Source organism: Allobosea sp. GW821-FHT10B12 (assembly GCF_059415545.1).
In genome coordinates this window covers 1-21,601 of the sequence record NZ_JBWKNL010000004.1, presented here as the reverse complement: position 1 = coordinate 21,601, position 21,601 = coordinate 1, and the positions used below count along the sequence as shown (strand labels likewise).

21 protein-coding genes are annotated in these 21,601 nt (G+C 65.3%); 12 read left to right on the top strand and 9 right to left on the bottom strand.

Annotation, left to right across the window (positions count from 1 at the left end):
* Positions 1-350: 350 nt before the first annotated feature.
* The 3 genes from hemE to rho all read left to right on the top strand — a co-directional run bounded on the left by hemE (position 351) and on the right by rho (position 3,304).
* Complete coding sequence (hemE, locus tag AC07O0_RS14670; protein ID WP_494624286.1) at positions 351-1,376, top strand: uroporphyrinogen decarboxylase; 1,026 nt, start codon at positions 351-353, stop codon at positions 1,374-1,376.
* Positions 1,377-1,395: 19 nt separating this feature from the next.
* Complete coding sequence (gene hemJ / locus AC07O0_RS14665; RefSeq protein ID WP_494624284.1) at positions 1,396-1,821, top strand: protoporphyrinogen oxidase HemJ; 426 nt, start codon at positions 1,396-1,398, stop codon at positions 1,819-1,821.
* Between the two features lie 217 nt (positions 1,822-2,038).
* Positions 2,039-3,304 carry a transcription termination factor Rho gene (gene rho / locus AC07O0_RS14660; protein ID WP_494624282.1) on the top strand — a complete coding sequence of 422 codons (1,266 nt, stop codon included), beginning with the start codon at positions 2,039-2,041 and terminating at the stop codon, positions 3,302-3,304.
* An 82-nt stretch (positions 3,305-3,386) separates the two neighbouring features.
* On the opposite strand, the gene AC07O0_RS14655 is transcribed toward rho, so the two are convergent.
* Positions 3,387-5,384, bottom strand: coding sequence for a thioredoxin domain-containing protein (locus AC07O0_RS14655; RefSeq protein ID WP_494624280.1), 1,998 nt, complete (start codon positions 5,382-5,384; stop codon positions 3,387-3,389).
* Between the two features lie 32 nt (positions 5,385-5,416).
* Between AC07O0_RS14655 and mnmE the strand changes: the two genes are divergently transcribed.
* The 5 genes from mnmE to AC07O0_RS14630 are packed head-to-tail and all read left to right on the top strand — an operon-like array spanning position 5,417 to position 11,060.
* Positions 5,417-6,721 (top strand): tRNA uridine-5-carboxymethylaminomethyl(34) synthesis GTPase MnmE, encoded by a 1,305-nt coding sequence (mnmE, locus tag AC07O0_RS14650; RefSeq protein ID WP_494624278.1) that lies wholly within the window; start codon positions 5,417-5,419, stop codon positions 6,719-6,721.
* Between the two features lie 46 nt (positions 6,722-6,767).
* A complete protein-coding gene (gene mnmG / locus AC07O0_RS14645; protein ID WP_494624276.1) occupies positions 6,768-8,660 on the top strand; it encodes a tRNA uridine-5-carboxymethylaminomethyl(34) synthesis enzyme MnmG in 1,893 nt (630 codons plus the stop codon).
* A 55-nt stretch (positions 8,661-8,715) separates the two neighbouring features.
* Entirely contained in the window at positions 8,716-9,318 is a 603-nt protein-coding gene (gene rsmG, locus AC07O0_RS14640) for a 16S rRNA (guanine(527)-N(7))-methyltransferase RsmG (RefSeq protein ID WP_494624274.1), read from the top strand.
* Entirely contained in the window at positions 9,318-10,148 is an 831-nt protein-coding gene (locus AC07O0_RS14635) for a ParA family protein (RefSeq protein ID WP_494624272.1), read from the top strand. The genes rsmG and AC07O0_RS14635 overlap by 1 nt, the downstream gene beginning before the upstream one ends.
* Positions 10,149-10,178: 30 nt before the next feature.
* Complete coding sequence (locus AC07O0_RS14630; RefSeq protein WP_494624270.1) at positions 10,179-11,060, top strand: ParB/RepB/Spo0J family partition protein; 882 nt, start codon at positions 10,179-10,181, stop codon at positions 11,058-11,060.
* On the opposite strand, the gene holA is transcribed toward AC07O0_RS14630, so the two are convergent.
* From holA to leuS, 3 genes are read right to left on the bottom strand one after another with little or no spacing between them, the layout of a single operon-like run.
* A complete protein-coding gene (gene holA / locus AC07O0_RS14625; RefSeq protein ID WP_494624268.1) occupies positions 11,061-12,083 on the bottom strand; it encodes a DNA polymerase III subunit delta in 1,023 nt (340 codons plus the stop codon). It abuts the gene before it with no gap.
* 4 nt (positions 12,084-12,087) lie between these two features.
* Positions 12,088-12,609 carry an LPS assembly lipoprotein LptE gene (lptE, locus tag AC07O0_RS14620; protein ID WP_494624266.1) on the bottom strand — a complete coding sequence of 174 codons (522 nt, stop codon included), beginning with the start codon at positions 12,607-12,609 and terminating at the stop codon, positions 12,088-12,090.
* Between the two features lie 10 nt (positions 12,610-12,619).
* A complete protein-coding gene (leuS, locus tag AC07O0_RS14615) occupies positions 12,620-15,244 on the bottom strand; it encodes a leucine--tRNA ligase (protein ID WP_494624264.1) in 2,625 nt (874 codons plus the stop codon).
* Positions 15,245-15,358: 114 nt separating this feature from the next.
* Here leuS and AC07O0_RS14610 point away from each other — a divergent pair, with 114 nt between their 5' ends.
* Positions 15,359-16,024 carry a YggS family pyridoxal phosphate-dependent enzyme gene (locus AC07O0_RS14610; RefSeq protein WP_494624262.1) on the top strand — a complete coding sequence of 222 codons (666 nt, stop codon included), beginning with the start codon at positions 15,359-15,361 and terminating at the stop codon, positions 16,022-16,024.
* Between the two features lie 21 nt (positions 16,025-16,045).
* On the opposite strand, the gene AC07O0_RS14605 is transcribed toward AC07O0_RS14610, so the two are convergent.
* On the bottom strand, positions 16,046-16,423 hold the full coding sequence (locus AC07O0_RS14605; RefSeq protein ID WP_494624260.1) for a VOC family protein: 378 nt from the start codon (positions 16,421-16,423) through the stop codon (positions 16,046-16,048).
* Between the two features lie 131 nt (positions 16,424-16,554).
* Positions 16,555-17,109: a L,D-transpeptidase family protein gene (locus AC07O0_RS14600; protein WP_494624258.1), complete on the bottom strand. Its 555-nt coding sequence runs from the start codon at positions 17,107-17,109 to the stop codon at positions 16,555-16,557.
* A gap of 195 nt (positions 17,110-17,304) precedes the next feature.
* Here AC07O0_RS14600 and AC07O0_RS14595 point away from each other — a divergent pair, with 195 nt between their 5' ends.
* A complete protein-coding gene (locus AC07O0_RS14595) occupies positions 17,305-17,991 on the top strand; it encodes a response regulator transcription factor (protein WP_110493338.1) in 687 nt (228 codons plus the stop codon).
* 6 nt (positions 17,992-17,997) lie between these two features.
* Positions 17,998-18,462, top strand: a complete 465-nt coding sequence (locus AC07O0_RS14590) for a cyclic nucleotide-binding domain-containing protein (protein ID WP_494624255.1) — start codon at positions 17,998-18,000, stop codon at positions 18,460-18,462.
* 2 nt (positions 18,463-18,464) lie between these two features.
* Here AC07O0_RS14590 and xth read toward each other — a convergent pair whose 3' ends face one another.
* On the bottom strand, positions 18,465-19,280 hold the full coding sequence (xth, locus tag AC07O0_RS14585; protein WP_494624253.1) for an exodeoxyribonuclease III: 816 nt from the start codon (positions 19,278-19,280) through the stop codon (positions 18,465-18,467).
* A 481-nt stretch (positions 19,281-19,761) separates the two neighbouring features.
* On the opposite strand from xth, the gene AC07O0_RS14580 reads away from it, so the two are divergent.
* Entirely contained in the window at positions 19,762-20,397 is a 636-nt protein-coding gene (locus tag AC07O0_RS14580; protein ID WP_494624251.1) for a DUF1062 domain-containing protein, read from the top strand.
* A 61-nt stretch (positions 20,398-20,458) separates the two neighbouring features.
* Here AC07O0_RS14580 and AC07O0_RS14575 read toward each other — a convergent pair whose 3' ends face one another.
* Positions 20,459-21,301: an outer-membrane lipoprotein carrier protein LolA gene (locus tag AC07O0_RS14575; RefSeq protein ID WP_494624249.1), complete on the bottom strand. Its 843-nt coding sequence runs from the start codon at positions 21,299-21,301 to the stop codon at positions 20,459-20,461.
* Positions 21,302-21,454: 153 nt separating this feature from the next.
* A partial coding sequence (locus tag AC07O0_RS14570; protein WP_485848457.1) for a DNA translocase FtsK occupies positions 21,455-21,601 on the bottom strand: 147 nt, incomplete at its 5' end.

Genomic DNA, 21,601 nt, shown 5'->3' with positions numbered 1-21,601 from the left:
GCTGGGAGAACTGGGGATAACCGGGCTCTCAGAAGGGCCTGTCGCCAGAGGACGGGAAAACCCAGGTCGCAGCTCAACAGGCATCGACCTGTGGGCGGAATCGGGATGTTTCACGTGAATCATTTTTGGACGCGGCGCCAGGCCGCGCCCCAGAACGAAATCCAATTCGTTAAGAAACCCTTAAAGGCTGGCCGGCTCGATCAGGCTCGCTCGGCTCGGGCGAGTGCGACCTGTGGACCGGTTGTGGACAATCTTGGGGCGGGCTATGTGCCCCCATCCAAGAGTCAAAACAGAAGACTCTCTTATAAAAGAATCTTTTAGGACGATGGGCGGATAGCCCGGTGTGCTTCATGACCCAAAGCCTTTTCCTGCGTGCTCTCTCCGGCGAGACCCTCCCCAAGCCTCCGCTCTGGCTGATGCGACAGGCTGGCCGATATCTGCCGGAGTATCGCGAGCTTCGCGCCAAGGCGGGTGGCTTCCTCGATCTCTGTTACAATCCGGAATGGGCTGCCGAGGTCACTCTGCAGCCGATCAGGCGCTTCGGCTTCGATGCGGCGATCCTGTTCTCCGACATCCTGGTGATCCCGCATGCGCTTGGCCAGAAGCTCTGGTTCGCGCAGGGCGAAGGGCCTAGGCTGGAGCCGGTCGCCGATGCTGCCCGCTTCGGTGAGATCCGCGAGGAGATCGATCAGGATGTTCTGGCGCCGGTCTACGAGACCGTTCGGCGAGTGAGGGCAGCGCTTCCCGAGGAGACAGCGCTGATCGGCTTCTGCGGCGCGCCTTGGACCGTCGCGACCTATATGGTCGCCGGGCGCGGTACACCTGACCAAGGCCCGGCCAAGGCACTGTTCCAGCGCGACCCTGCCCTCTTCGCGCGGCTGATCGACCGGCTCGTCGCCAATTCCGCGGCCTATCTCAACGCGCAGATGGAAGCCGGTGTCGATGCCGTGCAGATTTTCGACAGCTGGGCCGGCTCGCTTGGCTCTGAGGATTTCAAGCGCTGGTGCATCGAGCCGACGAGGCGGATCGTCGATCTCGTTCGGGCCCGGCATCCCCACGCGAAGATCATCGGCTTTCCGCGCGGGGCCGGGACTGGCATTCCGACTTACGTCCGTGAGACAGGGATCGACGCGGTCGGGCTCGAGACCGAGATCGACCGGAGCTTCGTGCGCGAGGCGATCCAGCCGCTGGCGCCGGTGCAGGGCCATCTCGATCCGCAGCTGTTGCGAGCGGGTGGGCCCGAACTCGATCGTGAGATCGAAGCGATCCGTGCGGCGTTCGGCGATAGGGCGTTCGTCTTCAATCTGGGGCATGGCATCCTGCCGGACACCCCGATCGCTCATGTCGAGCGACTGGTCGAGTTGGTTCGCGCCTGAAGCCTAGAGGACTGCCGCCATGGCTTACGAATGGATCAAAGCCTTCCATGTGATGGCGGTGATCGCCTGGATGGCCGGGATGCTCTATCTGCCACGATTGATGGTCTACCATGCCGAAGCGCAGATCGGCTCGATCCAGTCCGAGACCTTCAAGATCATGGAGCGCCGGCTGCTGAAGGGGATCATCAACCCCTCGATGATCATCACCTGGGTGCTCGGGCTCTACCTCGCCTGGAGCGCCTTCGGTTTCAAGGGCGGCTGGCTGCATGGCAAGATCGCGCTGGTCCTTGTCCTCTCGGGCATCCATGGCTATCTCGCCGGCAGGGTCAGGGCCTTCGCCGAAGACCGCAACGACAAGCCGGCGCGCTTCTATCGCATCCTCAACGAGGTGCCGGCGTTGCTGATGGCGGGCATCGTCATCCTGGTGATCGTCAAGCCTTTCTGAGCGACTGCGGTTTCGCGCTTGAGCGGCGCAGGGAAAGCGGTTATCAAGCCTCTGCGCTTTTCTGTACGCGTCCTCCCTATCGTCGACGGCTCGTGCCGCGGCTGCTTTCTCGGCCGACACGACATCCTGACAAGTGGGCCTTCAGGCCCTTCGTCCCGTCGATCCCTCCACTGCCGTCTGGCCTGCCTAACCGCGGGCCTGTTACTCCGGGTACCCCATGCGGGAAATCAAACTCCACGAACTCAAGGCGAAGTCGCCGACCGAGCTACTCACCTTTGCCGAAGGCATGGAGGTCGAGAACGCGAGCACCATGCGCAAGCAGGAGCTCATGTTCGCCATCCTGAAGCAGCTCGCCTCTCAGGAAACCGAAATCCTCGGCGAAGGCGTCGTCGAGGTTCTGCAGGACGGCTTCGGCTTCCTGCGCTCCTCCGATTCGAACTATCTGCCGGGCCCTGACGACATCTATGTCTCGCCCTCGCAGATCCGGAAGTTCGGCTTGCGTACCGGCGACACGGTCGAAGGCCCGATTCGAGGCCCGAAGGATGGCGAGCGCTATTTCGCCCTGCTCAAGGTCAACACGATCAACTTCGAGGATCCGGAGAAGATCAAGCACAAGATCCACTTCGACAATCTGACGCCGCTCTATCCTGACGAGCGGCTGAAGCTCGAGGTGCAGGATCCGACCAAGAAGGACTTCTCGCCGCGAGTCATCGATATCGTCGCGCCGATCGGCAAGGGCCAGCGTGCTTTGATCGTGGCGCCGCCGCGCACCGGCAAGACCGTGCTGCTGCAGAACATCGCGCAGTCGATCACGACCAACCACCCTGAATGCTACCTGATCGTGCTGCTGATCGACGAGCGGCCTGAGGAAGTCACCGACATGCAGCGCTCGGTGAAGGGCGAGGTCGTGTCCTCAACCTTCGACGAGCCGGCGACCCGCCACGTCCAGGTCGCGGAGATGGTGATCGAGAAGGCGAAGCGCCTGGTCGAGCATGGCCGCGACGTCGTCATCCTGCTCGATTCTATCACCCGTCTCGGCCGCGCTTACAACACGGTCGTGCCGTCATCCGGCAAGGTCCTGACCGGCGGTGTCGACGCCAACGCCCTGCAGCGGCCGAAGCGCTTCTTCGGCGCGGCCCGCAACATTGAGGAAGGCGGCTCGCTGACCATCGTCGCGACCGCGCTGATCGATACCGGCAGCCGCATGGACGAGGTCATCTTCGAGGAGTTCAAGGGCACCGGTAATTCGGAAATCGTGCTCGACCGCAAGGTGGCGGACAAGCGCATCTTCCCGGCGATCGACATCCTCAAGTCCGGCACCCGCAAGGAAGAGCTCATCACGCCGCGCTCGGACCTGCAGAAGACCTATGTGCTGCGCCGCATCCTCAACCCGATGGGTCCGCAGGACGCGATCGAGTTCCTGATCGACAAGCTGCGCCAGACCAAGCAGAACTCCGAGTTCTTCGACTCGATGAACACCTGATCGGCGTTCGTCGCCTCAGCGAATTGAAAAGGCCCCGGCGCTGCGCTGGGGCCTTTTTCTTTGGGCGTCGTCCGAGTAAGGCTCAGCGGGCTCCAGCAACCGCCTCCGCCAATCGATTCGGCTCCGTGACGGGTGGCAGGCAGAGGCCGTGCAGGCAGACGAAGGCGGCGCCTGTTCCCGCCTGCCGGGTATAGGCGTGGGCTGGATGCTCCGCTGGCAATCCGTCCGGGTCGGGACAGTCGACCAGCATCGTCGTGAGATGCGGCAGTGCCAGGGCGGCCTGCCGAAAGACCTCCCGAGTCGGACCGGCTAGCACGATCTCCACGCCGTTGCGGGCGAGGTCATAGGCGTTGAGGATCGAGCCATGGGCCATCGGGGCGTGGGCCGCCGCGGCCAGTGTGATCGCCAGGAACTGGTCAGCCCGCTCGCGATCTTCAGGCTTGCCGGTCTGTGCTGCGATCCGCAATAGGTTGGCAGCGTGCAGCCCGTTGGCGTTGGGCACCGCGTCGTCGTGAGTCGGCCTGGGTACGACCGGCAGAGCCGCCGAGTCGGCCCGAGTCATCCGCAGAAGCCCCGAGCCAGCCTCGCGGTAGTGCCGATCGAGATGCGTGCTCCAGCGTTTCGCGAGTTCGAGGTAGTGCCGCTCGCCGGTGGCGTCGTGCAGGGCGAGGGCCGCTTCCGCCATGGCAGCGTGATCGAGCGCGAAACCCGGCGCGATCAGCCGGCCGGCCCGATAGGAATGAGCGAGGCCGTCACCATCTGACATCGATTCGGCAACGAAACGAAAAGCGCCGGCGGCGAGGCTGATCCAGTCCTTGCGGTCGAGGATGCCGCTGGCCCGGACGAGGCCCGAGATCATCAGCCCGTTCCAATCGGCCAGGATCTTGTCGTCACGGCCGGGCGGAACGCGCTTAGTGCGCACGGCCAGAAGACGGGTACGAAGCCCGGCAAGCTTGACCGCGATCTCCGGCGGGGGATCGGGGGTATCCAGCCGGTTGAGGATGGCATGGCCTTCCCAATTGCCGCCGACGGTCACGTCGTAATGGCGGGCGACGAGGGCAGCGTCTTCCGGGCCGAGAACCTCCGTCAGCTCGGCCAGCGTCCAGACATAGAACTTGCCCTCTACGCCTTCCGAATCGGCATCGAGGCTGGCGGCGAAGGCGCCTTCCGGCAAGAGCATGTCGCGTTTCAGCCAGGCGACGATCCCGTCTGCGGCCTCCAGCAGAAGCGGGTCGCCGGTCCGCGCCGCCTCGAGGGCGTAGAGCGGCAGCAATTGGGCGTTGTCGTAGAGCATCTTCTCGAAATGCGGCACCAGCCAGCGCTCATCGACGGCATAGCGGGCAAGGCCGCCGCCGAGATGATCGTGAATCCCGCCGCGCGCCATCTGCACCAGCGTACGATTGACGGCGTCGCGCGAGGCTTCGTCACCGCTGCGCGCGCCATGACGCCAGAGCAACTCGACCAGCCCCGGATTGGGGAACTTCGGCGCGCCGCCGAGCCCGCCATGGTCGCGGTCGAAGCGGCGGGCGATCTGGCCGGCGAGATGGTCGAGATCAGGTTCGCTGGTCGCTGCAAGGCGCTGCAGGCTTTGCTGCAGGGCTTCGGCGATGGCGGAGGTATTGCGATCGATACGTTCTCGATCGCTGCGGTAGATGCCGGAGATTTGCCGGAGCACGTCGATGAAGCCCGGCCGGCCGTAGCGCGAGGTCGGCGGGAAATAGGTTCCGCCCCAGAATGGTGCGCCCGCGCTATCGAGGAACATGGTCAGCGGCCAGCCGCCCTGCTCTCCCAGGGTATGCAGCGCGCTCATATAGACATGGTCGATGTCGGGTCGCTCCTCGCGATCGACCTTGATGTTGACGAAGAGCTCGTTCATCACCGCTGCGATGGCAGGGTTCTCGAAGCTCTCATGCGCCATGACATGGCACCAATGGCAGGCGGCATAGCCGACGGAGAGCAGGACGGGACGATTGCTGGCGCGCGCCTCGGCGAAGGCCTCGTCACTCCACTCCCACCAGTCGACGGGGTTGTCCTGGTGCTGCAGCAGATAGGGACTGGCGGCGTGCTTCAGGCGGTTCATTGGCGGAACTCCAGCCCTGGCGGTATCGAGCAGTGAAAGCCTATCCGACGATTGTGGCGCTGTCCTCCGGTGCTGGACGCGCCGGTGTCGCGGTGGTCCGGGTTTCAGGCGAGCGCGTCCGATTCGCCATCGAAACAATTGCTGGATCGGTACCGGAGGTGCGCAAGGCCGCCTATCGGGCGCTGCGCGATCCCGCTGGCGCGATCATCGATCATGGTCTCGTGCTGTTCTTCCCAGGGCCAGCAAGCTTTACCGGCGAGGATGTTGCCGAGTTTCATATCCATGGCTCGCGGGCGGTGCTGTCGCGCTTGTTGGCGGTGTTGGCCGCCCTGCCCGGTTTGCGCCTGGCGGAAGCCGGCGAGTTCACCCGCCGCGCTTTCGAAGCTGGCAAGCTCGACCTGGCAGCGGTCGAGGGGTTGGCCGATCTGATCGATTCGGAGACGGAATGGCAGCGCAGGCAGGCACTGCGGCAGATGGAAGGCGCGCTCGGCCAGGCGGCGAGTGAATGGCGGAGCGCGCTGATCAAGGCGATGGTGCTGCTCGAGGCCGAGATCGATTTTTCCGATGAGGGCGATGTCGGCGGTCCGCTGATTGCCGAGGCGGTAGCCAGCGTGCAGGGCGTACTCGGTAGTCTACGGGTAGCGCTTGGTAGTTTCGCGGCCGGTGAGAGGGTTCGGGAAGGCTTTGTCGTGGTCCTCGCTGGTCCGCCCAATGCCGGCAAGTCGAGCCTGTTGAATGCGTTGGCACGTCGGGATGTCGCGATCGTCTCGCCGATTGCCGGTACGACCCGGGACGCCATCGAAGTCAGGCTCGATCTGGGCGGCATTCCCGTCGTGCTGGTCGATACGGCGGGCTTGCGCGAGAGCCGCGACGAGATCGAAGCGGAAGGTGTGCGGCGCGCCCGACAGAAAGCGGCCCATGCCGATCTGGTGCTGCGGTTGCGGTCGCCCGATTCGGAGCCGGAACAAAGCGTTGCCGGCACTACCGAGATCGCTGTCGCAACGAAGCTCGATCTTGGCGGTAGTGCTGCCGCCGATGAGGTCGGTGTGTCCACCGTGACCGGGGCAGGACTACCGGAGTTGATCGCGCTCATCGCGTCTCGCCTCGGCAAGCTCGGCCAGGCGGAGCCGGCGCTCGTCACGCGCGAACGGCAGCGTGCCGCGGTGGCGGATGCTGCCGCTGCGATCGAACGCGCTATCCTGCTCCCGCATGAACAGCCTGAGCTGATCGCGGAAGAACTACGCGTCGCAGTCAGGGGGCTGGAGCGGCTGATCGGCAAGGTCGATGTCGAGGATGTGCTCGACAGCCTGTTTTCCGGCTTCTGCATCGGCAAATAGGCGGTTTTCATTGACCTCGCGGTCAGGCTTGGCTAGCGAACTGCTCATGTCGAATGCGCAGGCGAACGGGCACTACGATGTCGTCGTGGTGGGCGGCGGCCATGCCGGGGCGGAAGCCGCGGCTGCGGCGGCGCGCGCCGGTGCCAGGACGGCCCTGATCACCCAGCAGATCGCGACCGTCGGGGCGATGTCGTGCAATCCGGCGATCGGTGGGCTCGGCAAGGGTCATCTCGTCCGCGAGATCGACGCGCTCGACGGGATCATGGCCCGCTGCGCCGATCAGGGCGGCATCCAGTTCCGCATGCTCAACCGGCGCAAGGGTCCGGCGGTGCGCGGGCCCCGCGCCCAGGCCGACCGCAAGCTCTATCGCGAGGCGGTGCAAGCGGCCCTCGCCGCCCAAGCCGATCTGACTCTGATCGAGGGCGAGGCATTCGATCTGGAGATCGTCGCCGGCCAAGTCGCTGGCGTCGTCCTTGCCGATGAGCGTCGATTCGCCTGCGGAACGGTGGTGCTCACCACTGGCACCTTCCTGCGCGGCCTGATCCATATCGGCGAAAAGAAAATTCCAGCCGGGCGCGTCGGCGAGTCGCCGTCGCTCGGCCTCTCCGCCACATTGGAACGCCATGGCTTTCCGATCGGCCGGTTGAAGACCGGGACGCCGCCGCGGCTGGACGGCCGCACGATCGATTGGGCCAGCTTGGAGATGCAGCCGGGCGACGACCCGCCGGAGCCGTTCTCCGCCATGACCGAGGCGATCACCACGCCGCAGATCAGCTGTGGCGTGACCCGGACGACGCTGGCGACGCACGACCTGATCCGGGCCAATCTGCACCGGGCGCCGATGTTCTCCGGCCAGATCGAGGGACGGGGGCCACGCTATTGCCCGTCGATCGAGGACAAGGTCGGCCGTTTCGGCGATCGCGACGGCCATCAGATCTTCCTGGAACCCGAGGGCCTCGACGATCCCACGGTCTATCCGAACGGGATCTCGACTTCGCTGCCGGAGGATGTCCAGCTCGGCCTTCTCGAGACGATTCCCGGCCTGGAACGCGCCGTGATGCTGCGGCCGGGTTATGCGATCGAATACGACTATGTCGATCCGCGTGCGCTCAAGCCGACACTGGAGACGCGGGCGATAGCTGGCCTCTTCCTGGCCGGCCAGATCAACGGCACCACAGGGTATGAAGAGGCAGCGGCGCAGGGCCTGCTCGCCGGGCTCAACGCAGCACGTCGCGCGGGCGGCAGGGAGCCGGTCAGCCTGGACCGGATGCAATCCTATATCGGCGTGATGGTTGACGATCTGGTGACGCGTGGCGTTACGGAACCGTATCGAATGTTCACTTCGCGCGCGGAGTTTCGGCTGTCGCTGCGAGTGGACAATGCCGATGAGCGCTTGACGCGGCTCGGCATCGAGCTCGGCGTCGTCGGTCGCGTCCGGCAGGAGCGCTACGAGCGTCGGCTGTCACAGATCGTTAAGCTTACCGAACTCTTACGTGAGCGAACCTTGTCGCCAAATGAAGCGGCGGTGGCTGGGTTGGGGCTCAATCGCGACGGGATCAGGCGTTCGGCTTTCCAGATCCTGTCCTACCCGGCAGTCGATTTCGATGCCTTGTTTCGGATCTGGCCCGACTTTGCTGATTTCTCCGAGACAGTGCGGGCGCGCGTTGCAGCGGACGCGACCTATGCGGTCTATCTGGACCGGCAGGCGGCAGAGATCGATTCCTACCAGCGCGACCAGGCTTTGGCGCTGCCGGAGGATCTCGACCTCGATGGGATCTCGGGACTGTCGAATGAATTGCGGCTGAAGCTGCGCGCGGCGTGGCCGAGCAATCTGGCGCAGGCGGGCCGGATCGAAGGCATGACGCCAGCGGCCTTGACCTTGTTGGCCGCACATGCGCGCAAGCGTCAGGTCGCGCGCAGCGCTAGCGTCGAGGCATGAGCCTGTGAGTTCTGTTGATAAGGCGGATAACTCCGACCGTCTCCGTGCTTTTCGCTTGACGCCTGTTTCACGTGAAACAGAGGAGCGCCTCGCCATTCTGGTCGGCGAGCTCCAGCGCTGGCAGCAGGCGAAGAACCTGGTGTCGGGCGCGACGCTCGATGAGGTCTGGACCCGACACATCGCCGATTCCCTGCAATTGCTCGCTTATGCGCCACCGGCGCGGCGCTGGCTCGATCTTGGTTCGGGCGGCGGTTTTCCCGGGCTCGTGCTCGGCATCCAGCTCGCCGAGCTGGGCGGCCATATCGACCTGGTCGAGAGCAATGCCCGCAAATGCGCGTTCCTGCGCCATGCCGCCCGAATGACCGGCGCACCGGTGACGGTTCACAACGCCCGGATCGAAGATGTCGTCGACGGCTTCGCCGGCAAGGTCGAGGCAGTGACGGCGCGAGCGCTGGCACCGCTGCCGCTGCTCCTCGACTGGTGCAAAGAGCTGTTGAGAACCGGGGTGACGGGAGTCTTTCCCAAGGGACAACATCTAGAGGCGGAATTGACCGCCGCGGCTAAATATTGGAAGATTCAGGCCACAACGTTTCCATCCGTAACGGATTCGGCGGCCGCCATCCTGGTGATCAGCGGCGCCGAGAAACGGGCCGATTGATGACCGATTCTCGCTCTATCACACTTCCTGCCGCGCGGCCGCGCGTGCTGGCGCTCGCCAATCAAAAGGGCGGGGTCGGCAAGACCACGACCGCGATCAATCTGGGCACCGCCCTCGCCGCTATCGGCGAGAAGGTGCTGATCATCGACCTCGATCCGCAAGGCAATGCCTCAACTGGACTCGGCGTCGATCGAAAGAGCCGGAAAGCGTCGACCTATGACGTGCTCTGCGGCGATATCGGGCTCGGCATGGCGATGCAGGCCACGGCTGTTCCCAATCTGTTCCTGGCGCCGTCGACGCTCGACCTTCTGGGTGTCGAGCTCGAGATTGCCAGCGCCAAGGATCGCGCTGCGCGCCTGAAAAAGGCGATCGACGAACTGGTCGACGATCAGCGCTGCAGCGACCTGACCTATATCCTGATCGATTGCCCGCCCTCGCTCAGCCTGATCACCATCAACGCCATGACGGCGGCGGATGCGGTGCTGGTGCCGCTGCAATGCGAGTTCTTTGCACTGGAGGGTCTCAGCCAGCTGCTCAAGACGGTCGAGCAGGTCCGTGCCGGCCTGAATCCACGTCTGGTCATTCAGGGCGTGGTGCTGACCATGTACGACCCGCGCAATAACCTCTCCGGCCAGGTCATGGCCGATGTCCGCCATTTTCTCGGCGATAAAGTCTACGAGACTGTGATTCCGCGCAATGTGCGGATCTCGGAGGCGCCGTCCTATGGCAAGCCGGCGCTGCTCTACGATCTGCGCTGCGCCGGTTCGCAGGCCTATCTGAAGCTGGCCTCGGAGGTGATCAAGCGCGAGCGCACGCTGCGCGCCGCTTGATCGGTACAGGAAGGTTCAAGAGGAATGGCAATGGTCGAGGAACAGGGGCGTTCGCGTCTTGGCCGGGGTCTGGCTGCGCTGATCGGCGATGTCGGCGAGGAAATCGGCGCGATCGAGCGGGCGCGGGGGCAGCGCAAGGTTCCGGTCGAGTTCTTGCGTCCGAATGCGCGCAACCCCCGCAAGGCATTCGCGGAAGCCGAGCTGGAGGATCTCGCCGCTTCGGTACGCGAGCGCGGCATCCTGCAGCCGATCATCGTGCGTTCGATCCCGGGCATGATCGATGCCTACGAGATCATTGCCGGCGAGCGGCGCTGGCGGGCGGCGCAGCGGGCCGAACTTCATGACGTCCCGGTCATCCTGGTCGAAGCCAATGATCGCGAGGCGCTCGAAATCGCGATCGTCGAGAACGTCCAGCGCGCCGATCTCAACGCGATGGAAGAGGCGGCCGGCTATGAGCGGCTGATCGCCGAGTTCGACTACACGCAGAATGACCTCGCCAAGGTGATCGGCAAGAGCCGTTCACATGTGGCGAACACACTGCGGCTGAGCAAATTGCCGGAGCCGGTCAAGCAGCTGGTCAGCGAAGGCTCAGTCTCGGCCGGCCATGCTCGTGCTCTCCTTGCCGTTTCGGACCCGGAACAGGTCGCAAAGCGTGTTGTTGAGCAAGGACTTACGGTCCGCGACGTCGAACGGCTGGGCCAAGACGAAGCTCGCAGCGAGAACAAGCCCGTGCGGGCCGCCGCTCCGAAGCCGGAAAAGGATCCGGATACGCGTGCGGTCGAAAAGGCACTGGAAGAAGCGCTCGGGCTCGGCGTCACGATCCAGCATCGCGCCAATGGCGGCGGCGAGATGAAGATCAGCTACAAGACGCTGGAGCAGCTTGATGCGCTCTGCCGGCGCTTGAAGGCCTGATCAGCGCCCCCTGCCGCCCATTCGGCTCAGAGTCCAGAGCGCACGGGCGGCGATCGGCTTGGCCATATCGCCATCGCGGCGCACCGCCAACATCGCGGTGCCCAGGATCGTCACCGCATCGCGCAGCTTCGCCGCCGGCCAGGTGTTGAGCGCCGCTTCCGCTGTGGCGATCCGCGGGTAGGGAAGGCGCATGGCACCGACCGCTTCACGCGCTGGCTTGCCGCCCTCGATGGCGAGCTTCGCCTTCAGCAAGGCGAGGGCATGACGCAGGACGGCGCCGAGCAGAACGCCTTGGTCGAGCCCCTCGCCGGCCAGTTTGGCGAGTGCCAGATCGAGGCTGGGCAAGCGGCCGGCGAAGACCGCGTCGACTACGCCCGCCTGCTCGCGCTGGGCGGTATCGCCGACGACTGCTTCGACATGGGCAGCTGTCAGGGCCGCGTCGCTGCCGGCATAGATGATCAGCTTGTCGATCTCCTGCCGAGAGGTCTGGCGGTCGCCGCCAAGCAGGCTGGTGAGGAGATCGCGCGTAGACCGGTCGATGCTCTTGCCGGCCGCCCGCGCCATCTCGTCGACGATCGTGCCGAGATCGCGCGCGGCATCACCATAGCAAGGCACGGCGAGCGCCGATCTTGCCCGTTCGCAGGCCGTCCGCAGCGGGTTGGTCTTCTGCAGGTCGCCGGCCTCGACGATCACGATCGCGTCCTGTGACGGTGTCGCCAGAAGAGGCTCGACCGCAGCGGCCAGCGGGCGTGAGGTCGGGGAAACGCGGATCGCGCGGCGTCCGCCGAACAGGCCGATCGTATTGGCTTCGTCGACAAGTTTCAGCGGGTCCGATGCGACGTCGTCGCCATCCATACGGATCAGCTGGAAGGCGTCCTGCGGGTCGTCGACGCTGCCGCGGGCCAGTGCAGCGGCCCGCTCAGAGATGAGCCCGGCGTCCGGGCCGTAGAACAAGAACAGGCGCCAGGCGGGATCGGGGCGCGCAAGCGCGCGATCCGCCTCATGCGCCTTGATCGTCGCCATCGGCTCAGCCGGCGACGAGCGCAGCGGCGACCCGGGCCTTGATCAGCTGGGCGAGCTCCTTGGCGGCGCGGACCTGGGCGTCGCGCGCAGCGCGCAGCGAGGCGAAACGCTGCTGCGAGCGCTCGTAAGGCGCGCGGACGACACTCTGGCCGGAGGCGACGACCTCGTTCGAGCCGGTGCGGGTGAGCTGCCAATCGGCGGTGGCGACCAGGACGGCCGAATCGGCACGGCCGTTGGCGTAGTCGACCGTGATGACCTCGAGCGTTTCGCTCGTGTTCGCGCTGAGCTTCAAGATCTTCTGGCGATCGGGGGCGCCGCCGCCATCGAACTCGAAGACGAGCTCATTGCGCAGATAATGCCCGACCAGGCCCCTGATCTCCGGCACGTCGATGCCGAGCATGGCATTGCGGACATTGCCGCCGACCTTGCTGACCGTGCCTTCGCCGTAGAGCGGCTGGAAGCAGCCGCCAGCAAGCGCGGCGAAAGCAAGGGCAGCTGCGAGCGCCAATGGACGACGGCGCGTCATGGTGCCGGTCTCAGACGACGACATTCACGATCCTCCCCGGCACCACGATCACCTTGCGGATCGGCCGGTTCTCGAGAGCCCTGGCGACAGCCTCGGAGGCGCGCACGATCGCCTCGACTGCCACCGTATCGGCATCGGCAGGCACCGTCACCTCCGCCCGCTTCTTGCCGTTGACCTGTACTGGCAGGATCTTGCTGTCATCCTGTAACAAATCCGTTTCCGATTCGGGCCAGGCAGCCTCGCCGGCAAGGCCGGGCAGCCTCAGGGCCTGCCAGCACTCCTCGGCCAGATGCGGCATCATCGGCGCGACAAGCTGCGTGGCGATCATGGCGGATTCATGCAGCGCGAAGGCGATGTCCGCGGGGACATCCGCCGATTCGGCGGCCGCGTCGAGCGCTTTGCCGATGGCATTTGTCAGTGTGTAGACGTGCGCGATGCAGCGGTTGAAGGCGAGCCGCTCGATGTCGGCGCCGACGGCGTGCAAAGCGCGGTGGCTCGCCTTACGCAAGGCGAGCGCCGGCTCCGAGAACGAAGCCGGGTGCGCAGGCTGGCCGCCGACGCGCTCGCCGATCTCGGCGACGAGGCGCCACAGCCGCTGCACGAAGCGGGCTGCGCCCTGCACGCCTTCATCGCTCCAGATAACGTCGCGGTCTGGCGGCGAATCGGAGAGCATGAACCAGCGGGCGGTGTCGGCGCCGTAGGAGGCGATGATGTCGTCAGGGTCGACGACATTCTTCTTCGACTTCGACATCTTCTCGATCGAGCCGATCTCGATCGGGGCACCGGTCTCGACGTCGAAGCCGCGGCGCTCATTGCCAACAGTCTCGATCCGGACATTGCCCGGTTCAACCCAGGCGCCGTCCTCGGCCCGGTAGGTCTCGTGCACGACCATGCCTTGCGTGAACATGCCGGCGAAGGGCTCGTCCAGCCCGGTATGGCCAGTCGCCTTCATCGCGCGGGTGAAGAAGCGCGAATAGAGCAGGTGCAGGATCGCGTGCTCGACGCCGCCGATATACTGGTCAACCGGGAGGAAGCGATCGACGGCCTTGCGGTCGGTCGGGCTGTCCGTCCGCCACGGGTCGGTGAAGCGGGCAAAGTACCAGGACGAATCGACGAATGTGTCCATGGTGTCGGTCTCGCGCCGCGCCGCCTGGCCGCATTGCGGGCAGGCGACGTGCTTCCAGCTCGGATGATGGTCGAGCGGGTTGCCGGGCTTGTCGAAGGAGACATCGTCCGGGAGCTTCACCGGCAGGTCCTGCTCCGGCACCGGCACGACGCCGCAGCTGTCGCAATGGATCACCGGGATCGGGCAGCCCCAGTAGCGCTGGCGCGAGATGCCCCAATCGCGCAGGCGGAAATTGACCTTGCGCTGGGCGACCGGGCGATTGCCGAGGGTATCGGCCTCCAGACGCTGGGCGACCTCTTCTTTCGCCTCCGGAATGGTCATGCCGTCGAGGAAGCGCGAATTGATCATCCGCCCCTCGCCGTCATAGGCGGTGTCGGTGATGACGAAGCTCGCCGGGTCGGTGCCCTCGGGGCAGACAACCGGAGTATTGCCGAGGCCATACTTGTTGACGAAGTCGAGGTCGCGCTGGTCATGCGCCGGGCAGCCGAAGATCGCGCCCGTGCCATATTCCATCAGGATGAAGTTCGCGACATAGACCGGCAAAGTCCATGTAGGATCAAAGGGATGGACGGCGCGCAGCCCGGTGTCGAAGCCCTGCTTCTCGGCCTTGTCGATGTTCTCCTGGGCGGTGCCGGTCTTCTTGCATTCGGCGATGAAGTCCTGCAGCGCCGGATTCGTTTCGGCGACGGACTTGGCCAGCGGATGGTCGGGCGCCACCGCCAGGAACTTGGCGCCGAACAGCGTGTCGGGCCGGGTCGTATAGACCTCGACCTCGCTTTGGCTCAGCGCATTCGATTCGAGAGCGAAACGAACGAGCAGGCCTTCCGAACGACCGATCCAGTTCTTCTGCATCAGCCGGACCTTGTCGGGCCAGCGGGTCAGGCCCTCCAGTGCGTCGTTCAGCTCCTCGCCGAAGGCGGTGATCCGGAAGAACCATTGCGTCAGCTCGCGCAGCTCGACCGGTGCGCCCGAGCGCCAGCCACGGCCGTCGATGACCTGCTCATTGGCGAGCACGGTCTCGTCGACCGGGTCCCAGTTGACCTTGGCGGTCTTGCGGTCGACCAGCCCGGCCTTGAGGAAGTCGAGGAAGAGCTTCTGCTGATGCTTGTAGTAGCTGGCGTCGCAGGTGGCGAGCTCGCGGCTCCAGTCGAGCGATAGGCCCATCGACTGCAGCTGGCCGCGCATGGTCGCGATATTGGCATAGGTCCAGTCACGCGGATGGACCTTGTTGGCCTTGGCGGCGTTCTCCGCCGGCAGGCCGAAGGCGTCCCATCCCATCGGATGCAGCACCGAGAAGCCCTTGGCGCGCTTGTAGCGCGCGACCACGTCGCCCATCGCATAGTTGCGGACATGGCCCATATGGATGCGCCCCGACGGATAGGGGAACATCTCGAGCACGTAGTAGGGCGGCCGTGTATCGTCGTTGCGGGTCTCGAAGAGCTTGTGCTCATCCCAGACCTTGCGCCATTTCGGCTCGGCTTCCTTTGGATTGTAGCGTTCGACGGCCATGCTGATCGTGTCGTTCTTGCGTGAGCGGACTGGGCCGGACTAGGACACCATCGCAGCCCCCGGGTCAATGTTCGGAACGGCTTGGCGGGCGCACACCAGGCGAGGACGGTCGAGATGTCGGATGTCGTGGCGAGACTTCAGGAAACGCGGGACGCAATCGCCCGCGCCGCGCGGGATGTCGGCCGCAAGCCGGACGCCGTGACGCTGGTCGCGGTCTCCAAGACCAAGCCAGTCGAGATGATCCTGCCCGTTCTGGAAGCCGGGCAGATCGATTTCGGCGAGAACTATGTCCAGGAAGCCAAGGCCAAATGGCCGGAGCTGCGCGAGCGCTTCCCACAAGCCAGGGTGCACATGATCGGGCCGCTGCAGTCGAACAAGGCGCGCGAGGCGGTGACGCTGTTCGACGTGATCGAATCCCTCGACCGCGAGAGCCTGGCCAAGGAGCTGGCGCGGGAGATCGAGCGCGCCGGCAAGGCGCCGCAGCTGATCGTCCAGGTCAATACCGGCGCCGAGCCGCAGAAGGGTGGTGTCCTGCCCGGCGAGGCTGATGCTTTCCTCGAGTTGTGCCGGGCCCGCTACGGGCTGACGATCGCCGGGCTGATGTGCATTCCCCCAGCCGAGGACCAGCCCTCGCCGCATTTCGGCCTGCTCGCCAAGATCGCCAAGCGTAACGGCCTGGCGATCCTGTCGATGGGCATGAGCGCTGATTACGAAGCAGCGATCCAGCTCGGCGCTACCCATGTCAGGGTCGGCAGCGCGATCTTTGGCGCGCGCGGCTGATTCTGCTATTACGTCGGTCGTCTAGATCGGCTGGCCGACATCGATGCGGTTGCCGTCCGGATCCTCGAAGACGAAGGCGCGCAGCCCATAATCCTGGTCGCGCAGGCCCTTGACGATGCGCAGCCCGTGGCCACGACAAAGCTCGTGGAAGGCATCGACATCATCGACCATGATATGGGCGATATTGAAGGGCGCGGCCTCGTGGTCCTTCTGCAGGGTCAGGTGGATTTCGGCTTTGCCCTTCTTCAGGATCATGAAGCCGACCGGCTGGCCGTTCTCGAAGGTCTTGGTGAAGCGGAGGACGCCGATATAGAAGGCGCAGGCGCGCTCCATGTCCTTGACGGGGAACATCGCAGCGACGCGGCCGAAGCCGATCTCGGTCATAGGCGAATCAGTCATGGCACAGTCTCTTGCTGGGAGCTGGCCTTACCTGAACGGGGCGGTGCCCATTCAAGTCCGGCGCTCCTGATATCGATCGGCGAGACGGTGCTCGGTGTCAGTATCTCTGGTCTGCGCCGAGTTGCAAGAAGTTAGCGCACCACGATCGCGCAGCGCCGCGCAAGCCGCGGCAGGACCTTGCCGAAGATGTCGCCGGTGACCGCGACGCAGCCGGCCGTCGGGGTGAAGCCCAGCCGGGCGAGATGCCAGAAGATCGCGCTGCCACGGCCGCGCCGGACCGGCGCGTCGTTCCAGCCAAGCTCGACGATGACGTCGTAGAGATTGTCGGCGCGGGCGAGCCGTTCCTCGGCCTCGCCAGGCGGGCGGTCGATCAGGCGGTTGTAGCGCCGGTCGTTCTGGTCGTCGCACCAGGCGTCGCGCGGTGTGATGGCACGGACCGGCAGCAGGCTCGATGGCCGCGGCCGCCTGTCGGCGCGATAGAACACCCGGCGCAGCGGCAGCTTGGCTCGCGGCGTGCCGCCATCGCCCTCGCGCTTGGCGACGAGGATTCCGGAGCGGCCAAGCGCGCAGGGAAAGGCGGCGGAGCCGGCGATCAGGAAGCCCTGGCGGCGATCGCGCACCGAGGGCACCACCACGAGCCGGGTCAGCCGCCGGCTGGCCGCGGCGCCATCATCACGTTTTCTCACAGGCCATCCATCTTGCGTGATCTGCCATCCATTTGCGGCCGTCCAGCGTGCTTTCCGTTTGACCGGCTGGCGCCGGACAGTCAGAATCTGCGCTCAACTCAATATGTTGGAGCATGAGCCGTTCGCAAAGGTGGCTCCCACTTCCGCCGAACATGCTCTACTATTGCATCAACGCAAACGGGCTGAATCGCCTTCATGTCTGCTACCCACCATATCCTGCTGGTCGATGACGACCAGACCTTGCGCGATGCGCTTGCCGAGCAGCTCGCGCTCTATGATGAATTCAAGGTGTCGTCGGCGCCGAATGCGACGGCAAGTCTCAAGGCCGTGCAGGCCGAGCGCATCGACCTTGTGGTCATGGATGTCGGCCTGCCCGACATGGATGGCCGCGAAGCCGTGAAGCTGATGCGCAAGAACGGCTTCAAGGGCCCGGTGGTCATGCTGACCGGGCAGGGCTCGGATGCCGACACCGTGCTCGGGCTCGAGGCCGGCGCCAACGACTACGTGGTGAAACCGTTCAAGTTCGCCGTGCTGCTGGCGCGCATCCGTGCGCATCTGAGGCAATACGAGGCGAGTGAGGACGCGATCTTTCAGGTCGGGCCCTATACCTTCCATCCCGGTTCCAAGCTCCTGGTCAGCGCCAAGGGCTCGAAGACCAAGCTCACCGAGAAGGAGACGGCGATCCTGCGCTTCCTCTATCGCGCCGGCCGCAAGCCGATCGCGCGCGAGACGCTGCTGCAGGAGGTCTGGGGCTATAATTCGCAGGTCACGACGCACACGCTCGAGACCCATATCTACCGCCTGCGCCAGAAGATCGAGCCGGACCCCGCCAATGCGCGGCTGCTCGTCACCGATGCCGGTGGCTACCGGCTGAATCCGTAGCGCTGAATGTCGCTCAACGACGACATCGCCCTCCTGGCCCGTCAGCCGCTGCTGGGCCTGATGGATCGCGACGCCTTGCGCCTGCTCGCCTTCGCTGCCGAGACAAGGTCCTTGCGCGCCGGCGACGTGCTGTTCCGGCGCGGCGAGGGCTCGGATGGGGCTTTCCTGGTGATTTCCGGCGCGGTGGCGCTGAAGCGCGAGGATGACGGCCGGCCAGCGGACGAGATCGTCGGGCCGGGCACGCTGATCGGCGAGCTCGCGCTGTTCACGGCCCTGGAGCGGCCGGTGACCGCGATCGCGCGCGAGCCGACTCAGGTGATGCGCCTTGCGCGCAGCGTGATGCGTCGGGTGCTGGGCGAATCACCTGATTCGGCGCAGGCGATCGCGGCGGCGGTGGCGGCACGCCTGCACGAATTCAACAGCGAGCTGGCCGCGGTCGGGACGGCGCTGCGGGCAATCGACCTGCGCTGAGCTTAGAGCTCCAGCTGCACCGTCACCGGGACATGATCCGAAGGGCGCTCCCAGCCGCGGGCCTCGCTCAGGAAGGTGAGGTCGCGTAGCGTCGGCTTCAGGGCGTCTGAGAGCCAGATATGGTCGAGCCGGCGGCCGCGATTCGAGGCCTGCCAGTCGGCGGCGCGGTAGCTCCACCAGCTGTAGAGCTTCTCGGGCTCGGGCCGGAGCGTGCGGGCGGCGTCGGTCCAGCCGAGCTCGCTGCGCAGCCTCTCCAGCGTCATGGTCTCGATCGGCGTGTGGCTGACGACGTCGAGCAGCTGCTTGTGGCTCCAGACATCGTGCTCATAGGGGGCGATGTTGAGATCACCGACGAGGATGCTCGGCCGTCCCGACGGATTGCGGGCGACACCCCAGACGCCGATGGCGTCGAGGAATTGCAGCTTGTGGGCGAATTTCGGGTTGGCCTCGGGGTCGGCGATGTCGCCGCCGGCCGGGATATAGAAATTATGGATGGCGATGCCGGCCGCGGCGCCGGCGCCTTGGTCGAGTACGACGGTCATGTGGCGGGCGTCGTTGCGCTCGCACATCGCCATCGCCTCCTTCTCGGAGAAGGGCAGCTTCGAGACGATGGCGACGCCGTTATAGCCCTTGTTGCCGATGAAAGCCTGGTGGACATAGCCGGCCTCCGAAAAGGCCTTGGCCGGGAACTGCTCGTCCGGTGTCTTGGTCTCCTGCAGGCAGAGGATGTCGGGCTGGTGGTTCTTCAGGAACTCGGTGACCATACCGATGCGCAGGCGCACCGAGTTGATGTTCCAGGTGGTGACGGAGAGCTGCACGCAGGGGGATTCCGGCCGAAAGGGAAGCCGGAAACTGGGTCGTCAGCCCGGGAAAAGCAAGGCTTCGTGCCGATCCTCCCCCGCGCGCTGAGCACCGGGCGGGAGGGATCGTCTCGCGAGCCACATGACGTTGCACAAATATCTCAGACCGGCGCTGTTCTCCTCGCGCCTGAGGCGACGCTCCCTTACGAGCCGACCATCTGCTATTGCTGCTCCCGCAGAGCGTTGGTCCACCGAGGTAACTTTGCCTAAGTAAATCCGGTCTCGATCCAGTTTCACCCGTATAGGCTGACAGCGACGCGCTGCCGGCCTCGACCATGTTCGTCGGGTGGTGGCGAGACCGGTTTGGCATTGTTCAGATCTGCCAGCACAGCTCTCGCTGTTCCCGCTCTGCAATCGGCTAAAGCATCGCCATACCGCGCCCGGCCGGGCTTTCTCGCACACCGCCTTGGTGAACTTCCGAGAGGAAGACCAAGAGATCATGTGCGATGCCCTTCAGGTCAGATGGACCATCACTGCCAAGACAGCCCCCGAGCCCTGGATTGCCTGCAGCGGATGCGGCGGACCACGAGCCTTTCGATCCAGCGGGAAGATCAGGCTCAACGCCAATGGTCGCAGGCTCGACGCCTGGCTCATCTACAACTGCAGGGATTGCGACAGGACCTGGAACCGGCCGCTGTTCGAACGCCGGGCCGTTCGCGAGATCGATCCTGCGGTTCTCGCGGCGCTGCAATCCAACGATCCGCGATGGGCTTCGGCAGAAGCCTTCAACCTCGATGCCTTGAGGCGTGCATCGCCGCGCATCGACGAATTCGCGGATGTCGTCATCGCCAAGGAGATCGTACGCGACAGTCATTCCCCGACGACGATCGCGATCGCGCTGGTGGTCCCGCTGCCAACCAGCCTGCGCCTCGATCGCCTGCTGGCGTCTGAGTTGGTCGTATCGCGTGCACGGCTGCAAGCGCAGCAGGACCGCGGCGTGCTTCGGATCACGCCGGAGCGCGGCGATGCCCTGCGGCGGCGTGTCAGAACGGGCACGATCGTCATGCTAGATCTGCCAGCCGAGGCCGACTGCGCGTTGTTCTGGCGGTTTCAGGCGACTGGGGCTGCAAGCTAGACACGAACGAGGGGGCGAGTTCTCGCCCCCTCCCTGCGACGAGAAACGCAACCCTCTCGCCTCAGAGCACGCGCTGGTAGTCGATCACGAAGTTCTTCTGGTCGGGCCGGCGCTGCGTATCGAGGTTGTAGAGCGAGACCGAGGTCTCGTAGCCCTGCGGGTCGATCACCACCCATTGCCGAAGCTCGTTGGCGGTGAGGTCGAAGTTCAGCGTGATCTTCGAGGTGCCGCCCAGCGTCGAGCGGTCCTCGAGCTTGAGCGACAGGATATCGCCCTTGGTGCTGACGCCGGTGACGATGCTGTCCTTCTCGAGGTTCATCTGCTCCTTGAGCAGGAACTTCAACGGAGTCTGACCAATCGAATAGAGATCCTGGGTCGCGAGCTTGCGGTCGCGGATCGCGACCGAGGTGCCGTCGGCGACGACCTCCATCGTGACGGGCGGACGATATTCGAAGCGCATTTTGCCGGGGCGCTGGATGTAGAGCTTACCCTCGAAGCGGCGTCCGTCCGCGGCGAACTGGATGAAGTCGCCCTGCAAGGTCGAGAAGCCGTTGAAATAGCTGTTCAGCCGCTCGACCGCCTCCGCCTTCGACAGGGGTGCGCTCGGGCGGGACGATTTGGCGGGCGTTGCTGCACGCGGTTCGTTGTTGGCGGTGACGACAGGTGCGGGAGCGGCGGCGGGCGCTGGGACGGCCGCCTGGGCCTGGATGGCGTCGGTGCGGGGCATGCCAAGGCCCGGCGGGCGGATCGGCGGCAGCGGGATCGCGCGCTGTGCCGGGCGGGCGGCAACTGCGGGTTGGCCACTCGGCTTGATGTCGAGCGGCTGGGCGCAGACCTGGCCCGAGGCCAGCGCGAGCGCCAGAGTGGCGGCTGCGAGGGCTGGCATGGGCGAGAGAATGGTCATGGGGCTCCGGTGTCCGGTTGGCGGCCTTCTGGCGGAATATCGTGCCGCCCAAGCGGGCCGGCAAGGGTTCAACGCGTCAGTCGGCGGTGAAGTTGCACCGGGCTGATGGCATTTTCAGGACCGGTTTCGCGCCATTCGGCCGCACCCGGCCTCCTAGTCCTCGTCTTCCCTGGCCCGTCCTGTTTCGACGAGGATCTCGCGCTTGCCGGCGTGGTTTGCCGGTCCGACGATGCCCTCGTTCTCCATCCGCTCCATGATCGAGGCGGCGCGGTTGTAGCCGATCTGCAGCCGGCGCTGGAT

Bases quoted from the DNA above. Each gene is read 5' to 3' on its own strand.
- hemE (WP_494624286.1), top strand. From the start codon at position 351: ATGACCCAAAGCCTTTTCCTGCGTGCTCTCTCCGGCGAGACCCTCCCC.
- hemJ (WP_494624284.1), top strand. From the start codon at position 1,396: ATGGCTTACGAATGGATCAAAGCCTTCCATGTGATGGCGGTGATCGCC.
- rho (WP_494624282.1), top strand. From the start codon at position 2,039: ATGCGGGAAATCAAACTCCACGAACTCAAGGCGAAGTCGCCGACCGAG.
- AC07O0_RS14655 (WP_494624280.1), bottom strand. From the start codon at position 5,384: ATGAACCGCCTGAAGCACGCCGCCAGTCCCTATCTGCTGCAGCACCAG.
- mnmG (WP_494624276.1), top strand. From the start codon at position 6,768: ATGTCGAATGCGCAGGCGAACGGGCACTACGATGTCGTCGTGGTGGGC.
- AC07O0_RS14635 (WP_494624272.1), top strand. From the start codon at position 9,318: ATGACCGATTCTCGCTCTATCACACTTCCTGCCGCGCGGCCGCGCGTG.
- AC07O0_RS14630 (WP_494624270.1), top strand. From the start codon at position 10,179: ATGGTCGAGGAACAGGGGCGTTCGCGTCTTGGCCGGGGTCTGGCTGCG.
- holA (WP_494624268.1), bottom strand. From the start codon at position 12,083: ATGGCGACGATCAAGGCGCATGAGGCGGATCGCGCGCTTGCGCGCCCC.
- lptE (WP_494624266.1), bottom strand. From the start codon at position 12,609: ATGACGCGCCGTCGTCCATTGGCGCTCGCAGCTGCCCTTGCTTTCGCC.
- leuS (WP_494624264.1), bottom strand. From the start codon at position 15,244: ATGGCCGTCGAACGCTACAATCCAAAGGAAGCCGAGCCGAAATGGCGC.
- AC07O0_RS14610 (WP_494624262.1), top strand. From the start codon at position 15,359: ATGTCGGATGTCGTGGCGAGACTTCAGGAAACGCGGGACGCAATCGCC.
- AC07O0_RS14605 (WP_494624260.1), bottom strand. From the start codon at position 16,423: ATGACTGATTCGCCTATGACCGAGATCGGCTTCGGCCGCGTCGCTGCG.
- AC07O0_RS14595 (WP_110493338.1), top strand. From the start codon at position 17,305: ATGTCTGCTACCCACCATATCCTGCTGGTCGATGACGACCAGACCTTG.
- AC07O0_RS14590 (WP_494624255.1), top strand. From the start codon at position 17,998: ATGTCGCTCAACGACGACATCGCCCTCCTGGCCCGTCAGCCGCTGCTG.
- AC07O0_RS14580 (WP_494624251.1), top strand. From the start codon at position 19,762: ATGTGCGATGCCCTTCAGGTCAGATGGACCATCACTGCCAAGACAGCC.
- AC07O0_RS14575 (WP_494624249.1), bottom strand. From the start codon at position 21,301: ATGACCATTCTCTCGCCCATGCCAGCCCTCGCAGCCGCCACTCTGGCG.